This is a genomic window from Desulfosarcina sp., assembly GCF_046496365.1.
Classification (GTDB): Bacteria; Desulfobacterota; Desulfobacteria; order Desulfobacterales; family Desulfosarcinaceae; genus Desulfosarcina.
In genome coordinates, this window is sequence record NZ_JAWOHB010000138.1 from 1 (window position 1) to 6,068 (window position 6,068).

The window sequence follows — 6,068 nt, forward strand, 5'->3', positions numbered from 1 at the left end:
GCGCGGACCGACAAACACATTGAATCCGGTATGGCGCCATTTATCCATCAGTGCAATCATTTCCGGCGTGATCTTGCCTTTATTTAGAAGCATCTTGAGCACTTTGTGCCTGAACAAATGCTCTATCGTCCTGGTGTCAACTGCCGGAGAAACGGTAAACATTTCGTTTTCATGGAAACAGCCGTCGGATAGCACCGCCATGTTGATTGTTTCTGTATTGGCGGATATCAAAAGGACTTTCATGTTATGGTACCAAAGAATTTTTAATTGGGTAATGTTTGGATATTTTTTTGCGTGTTGCCACGGCTTGCCGGATCTGTGAAGATGGGGTTTATAAGACGCTTACAGTACAATTGTATTTTAAGTTTAATCTGGCTATTTTTAGTCTCTTTATGGGATGTTAACAAGGCGTCTATATAACATTCCAGAATGGGACAAAAACAAAACATCTATTGAGTATTAATGTTCGGCGGGGATGGTCCGTGGGGCGTATCGCGCGGGCGTGGGGCCATGTTTAATTTATCCAGGAGGTTCGACCATGCGCCAAATATGGATTGCGGCCTGCCTTACGACAATCATTCTCTTGGGCCAGGAGATCGAGGCTGACCAGACACACATGGCGGAAACCGCTGAGAGCAAGGCGGCGGTACTGGAGCAGAACGCGGCGGCCGAGGGCAGCAAGTCGCTGCCTTCTCCATCCGAGATCATCACGAAGCCTGAAGCACAGGCGGTCGATCCGGTCGGCGAAGAACGCTTGGACGATGCAATCACCTGTCTTGCACGCACCATCTACTGGGAGGCCAGGGGCGATGGGGTTGCCAGTATGGAAGCAGTCGCCAACGTGGTTATGAACCGGATAGGCCATGAGGGCTTTCCAAACACGATTTGTGAAGTCGTCAGACAAGGCCACGAGCAGGGGGCGTGCCAGTTCTCGTGGTGGTGCGATGGCCGTCCGGATGACGCAGAGGAGGATAAATCCTATGGAATCGCCAAGGAAATAGCCCGAAAAGCTCTCAACCGACAACTAACGGACCGAACCGGTGGCGCATTGTATTTCCTTCAGAGGAAAACAAAAACGAATTGGTCCAAGGGATATATCAAAACGGTCGAGATCGGCGAGTTTGTCTTCTACAAGCCTCACGGAGGCACGGCAAAATAGGCTATTCAGGTTTTCGCTGTCATAAAGAACCCAGCATTTGGTGAAGAGCGAGAATGGCGAATCAATTCGAAATACTACAATAGACACACCGTTCCAGAGGTACGGTTCCGCGAGGGTGCCTGTATGCTCGTTCCGTAAATTGCAATACCCATAGAAAACAAGACAAGTCCTGAAGTTCTTTGGGCGTGTAATTTTAGGGCCGACAGAACACAACAATTTGGATCTTTCGGCTCTTTCAAATTATCAGCGCAATAAGAAAGTGTGTAATCATACGGTTAGCTCCGGCATTCCATATAGAGAATGGTAGGAACACATAACCATTTTCTTCGACGGATTCGGTCCCCTCACCGCAGAGGCTGATCGTAACTGATATTGAATAAGTGTACATATCTTCATCCATGCACGATTTCCAACGAGATGGCATAATCCCGTCTATCACAGCATTTGACAGGGCTGGTTGACTCCAGATACATTTCAATGTATCTTTAATTGACAGGTGCGGTAACGGTAGTTCGCGATGGGATCAATCCCCAGGTGATAGCTGAAAAGATCAGCCTGCGTAAAGAACAGAGAATCATTCTTGCCCCGACCATTTTCCTGTGTGGTCCGCGATTGGATCGATCTTGAAGGCCCAAGACAGCGTGGCCAGGTTTCTGGACATGAAAAATGTTTTCCCGGCGTGGTGTGGCACGAACCCACTTGCACATCGGCGATTTGGTCTTTCCTGCCCCTAAAGACAACGGTCACCATGGGTCGGTGATGATTCGTTCGGAACATGTTCATCTGCACCCACCATCGGTCAATGCCGGGTCAACGGAATGTCTTCCGAAACGAATCCATCCCCTTAATCTCCTTTTGACGGATGCAGGTCCTTTCCTTTAAGCGGCGGGCCCGGATCTATATCATTCTTCCGGCCAAGGAACTATCCTTGAGCTGAGAACCCAAGGAGGCCAATATGAAAGCCACTCAAGAGCTGAAAAACGAGCATCGCGGCATCGAATTAATGCTGCGTGTGTTAAACGCGATATCTGAGAAAGTGGGGCACGGCGAACCGCTGCACCCCCCTCACATCGATGGGATCATGGAGTTTCTGACCATTTTTATTGATAAATGCCATCACGGCAAGGAGGAGGAATTTCTCTTCCCGGCCTTGGAAGCCGCCGGGGTGGTCAAGGAGGGTGGACCGATCGGGGTTATGTTGAGCGAGCACGAACAAGGCCGCAAGCTGGCGGCTAGACTGAAACAATTCGTGTCAGATTATCGATCCGGAGACCGACAGGCAGCCGGTGGTATTCAACAAACCGTAAAGGCCTATGTGGACCTGCTGACCCAGCATATTGCCAAGGAGGACGCCGTTCTTTTCCCCATGGCGGATACCAGGCTCGACGCAGACCGTGATGCGGCACTTTATAGCGCCTTCGAGAAATTGGAACATGAACGCATCGGGGAAGGAAAACACGAGGCGTTTCACGCCCTGTTGGATGAACTGCAGAATATCTACCTTACCAAGTGATGGAGACATTCAAATGCAGACTCAACCTTTTGAAACCAGAGATCTTTCACCATGGTGGCGTCGCAGCGTAGCATTGGTATTTTTCATCGGCATGGGGATCCTGATTTTCATCTCCGTGCAGGCCTACCGGCATGCACCGCCGATTCCCGCAGCGGTGGTCGGCCCCGGCGGCGAGCCGGTGTTCACCAAAGCGGACATAGAGGCGGGTCAGCAGGTTTTTTTAAAGTACGCGCTGATGCAAAACGGCTCCATCTGGGGTCATGGCTCCTACCTGGGGCCTGATTTTTCGGCAAGATACCTTCATGAACTGTCCAACGACGCCGGCAGCGCGCTGGCAAGCGAGGCATTCGGCCGAGACCTGGCGATTCTCGACGATGGCCAACGCGCATCGATCAACGCCCAGGTAGCCCTCCTGCTCAAAGAAAATCGTTACGATGCAGCCTCGAATACCCTCGTGTTCACCGAGGCCGAAAAAGTGTCCTTCCAGCGTCAGATGGGATTCTGGTCCGAATACTTCGCGCATCCAACGAACAACGGCGGCCTTCCGAGCAAATATATCTCAGACCCGCAGGAACTCCACCAGTTGACCGCCTTCTTCGCCTGGGCCGCCTGGGCCAGTGTGGCCAACCGGCCGGACAAGCCCTATTCCTACACCAACAATTTCCCCTACGACCCCACCGTCGGCAACCTGCTGACCAGCGATGCCATCCTGTGGAGCGCGCTGAGCGTGGTCATGCTGCTGGGGGGTCTGGCCCTGGTGCTGTTTACCTTCGGCAGGTTCAACTACCTGGGGTGGAAAGGCGGTCCCCCGGAAATCAGTCCCATCATGCGGCCCGGCCAGGCCACGGCCGGCCAGAAGGCGGTGGTCAAGTATTTCGTGATCGTCGCCCTGCTTTTTTTGGCCCAGGTGATGATCGGGGGGGCCCTGGCGCACTACCGGGCCGACCCCGGCGATTTCTACGGCATCGACCTGGCCCAGTATCTTCCCAGCAACGTCCTGCGCACCTGGCACCTGCAGCTGGCCTTGTTCTGGATCGCGACCGGTTATGTGGCCGGCGGATTGCTGCTGGCTTCCTCCCTCGGCCAAAATGAACCCCGCGGCCAGGCCACGGGCATCCACCTGCTGTTCTGGGCCCTGGTCGTGCTGGTGGTGGGCAGCCTGCTGGGTGAAATTCTGGGCATCCATCAGCTGTTTGGGTCCTTGTGGATGTGGTTCGGTCACCAGGGTTGGGAATTTCTCGAGCTGGGGAGGTTCTGGCAGGTGATTCTGGTCGTGGGACTCAGCTTCTGGATGTGGCTGCTTTACCGGGCCATCGCTCCGGCGCTGCAGGATCCGGAGAAAAAGGAGATCGGTTGGCTCTTTCTGGCGGCGGCGGCATCGATTCCCGTGTTTTACCTGCCGGCCTTTTTCTTCGGCAGCACCACCAACTTCGCGGTGGTCGACACCTGGCGTTTCTGGATCATCCACCTATGGGTGGAAGGCTTTTTCGAGTTGTTCGTCACCGTTCTGGTGGCAGTGACCTTTTATCAACTGGGAGTTGTCCGTCGCATCAACGTGATCCGGGTCATCTACCTGGATGCCATCCTGTTTCTTTCCGGGGGCATCATCGGTACGGCCCACCATTGGTACTGGACGGGCCAGACCAACTTCACCATGGCCCTGGCCGCCATGTTTTCAGCCCTGGAGGTCGTCCCGCTGACCCTGCTGACGCTGGACGCATGGGACTTCGTGAAGCTGACCGGCACGAAGGGCACCGCTCCGGCGCCCCGCAAGGTCATCCCGCACAAATGGGCCTTCTACTTTTTGATGTCCGTCGGTTTCTGGAATTTTGTCGGCGCCGGTGTCTTCGGTTTTTTGATCAACATGCCGGTGGTCAGCTACTTCGAGGCAGGCACCGTTCTGACCCTCAACCACGGCCACGCGGCGCTGCTGGGCGCCTTCGGCATGCTGGCCATGGCCTTGCTGGTGCTTTGCCTGCGCCATGTACTCAGCGACGACCAATGGGTGGCGCCCGAAAAATGGGTCAAGGTCTCTTTCTGGGGCATGAACGTGGGGCTGGCGCTGATGGTCATCACCAACCTGTTCCCCGTGGGCGTGTTGCAGATCTGGGATGTGCTTAGCAACGGGTACTGGCATGCCCGGGGATTGGAATTCATGGCCCAGGATCGAATCCGCATGCTGGAATGGGCCAGCCTGCCCTCGCATGGGGTGCTGATCGTGCTGGGCGTGATCCCCATGGTGATTGCCGCCGGCTTGACGTATTTGAAGATCCGGCAGCCTCAGCGCGCGTGATCGGCAGCGAATGAAATGACAACCGCCGGCCTCGCCGGCCAGGGAGGACCATGATCGCCATCGTCCCCGGCAACCTGCTGACCACCGCCATGGCGGTGATGCCGCACACGGATGTGAACCGCGCCCTGGATGCGGCCTTGTCCCTGGACGTACCCTTCTGGCCCCAGTTGCCCAACTACAGCTACTACGAAGACATGTACGTGCAGGCGGCCGAACATTTCCCTGGCATCATCCTGGACCTGGGCAAACGCACCCTGCGCTTTTCCATCGATAAGTTTGCCGAGGAACTCGAAGAGGCGCTGCTGCACTTCGACGATCCGGCCTATTTCGACGTCGGCGAAACCTATTCGGCGGTCTACCACCGCTTCCTCGCGCTGGACCTGGCCGAGCGACCCGCCATCCGGGGGCAGTTGGAAGGGCCGATCAGCTTCGGGTTCAACATTCTGGACCAGGGAGAGCGACCCATCCTTTTCGATGACACCGTGCGACCGTTCATGCTCGATTTCATGGCCCGGCGGCTCAACGTGCAACTGGCCCGGCTGAGGCAATTGAACCCCAACGCCTTCATGTTCGTGGATGAGCCGGGCCTGCAGTTTCTCTTCTCGGCCATGGCCGGCTATGGGGACATCAAGGCCAAAGGGGACCTGGACCAATTCTTCGCCCAGGTGGACCGGCCCCGCGGAATTCACCTCTGCGGCAACCCGGACTGGGATTTCCTGCTCAACCTGGACCTGGAAGTGCTGTCGCTGGACGTATACACCAACGCCGAGATTTTCGCTTCCTACGCCAAATCCATCGCCAAGTTTATCGACCGGGGCGGGATCATTGTATGGGGCATCGTGCCCACCGGTTTCGAGGCCTTTGCCCAGGAGGCGATACCCGCGCTGATCCAACGCCTCGAAACAATCTGGAAAACCTTGTGGGCCAAGGGCGTCGACCGCGAGCTGCTGATCTCCCGGGCCATGCTCTCCCCGGCCACCTGCTGCCTGGTCAACCCGGACAAGGAGCGCACCGTGGAGCGCGCCTTTTCCGCCGTTAACCAGATGGCCACGGTCCTGAAAGAAAAATACCTGCGATGAAACGTCTGGTCCTGCTCCGAGAAG

4 protein-coding genes and 1 pseudogene are annotated in these 6,068 nt (G+C 55.8%); 4 read left to right on the top strand and 1 reads right to left on the bottom strand.

Annotated elements, in window-relative coordinates; genetic code table 11:
• Positions 1-243 (bottom strand): annotated as a pseudogene (locus R6V78_RS13305) (hypothetical protein); the annotation flags it as partial.
• Between the two features lie 295 nt (positions 244-538).
• On the opposite strand from R6V78_RS13305, the gene R6V78_RS13310 reads away from it, so the two are divergent.
• The 4 genes from R6V78_RS13310 to R6V78_RS13325 all read left to right on the top strand — a co-directional run bounded on the left by R6V78_RS13310 (position 539) and on the right by R6V78_RS13325 (position 6,044).
• Positions 539-1,159 (top strand): cell wall hydrolase, encoded by a 621-nt coding sequence (locus tag R6V78_RS13310; protein ID WP_410289853.1) that lies wholly within the window; start codon positions 539-541, stop codon positions 1,157-1,159.
• Positions 1,160-2,114: 955 nt separating this feature from the next.
• Positions 2,115-2,672, top strand: a complete 558-nt coding sequence (locus tag R6V78_RS13315; protein ID WP_410289854.1) for a hemerythrin domain-containing protein — start codon at positions 2,115-2,117, stop codon at positions 2,670-2,672.
• Between the two features lie 13 nt (positions 2,673-2,685).
• On the top strand, positions 2,686-4,965 hold the full coding sequence (locus R6V78_RS13320) for a nitric-oxide reductase large subunit (RefSeq protein WP_410289855.1): 2,280 nt from the start codon (positions 2,686-2,688) through the stop codon (positions 4,963-4,965).
• 50 nt (positions 4,966-5,015) lie between these two features.
• A complete protein-coding gene (locus tag R6V78_RS13325) occupies positions 5,016-6,044 on the top strand; it encodes a hypothetical protein (protein WP_410289856.1) in 1,029 nt (342 codons plus the stop codon).
• Positions 6,045-6,068 lie beyond the last annotated feature (24 nt).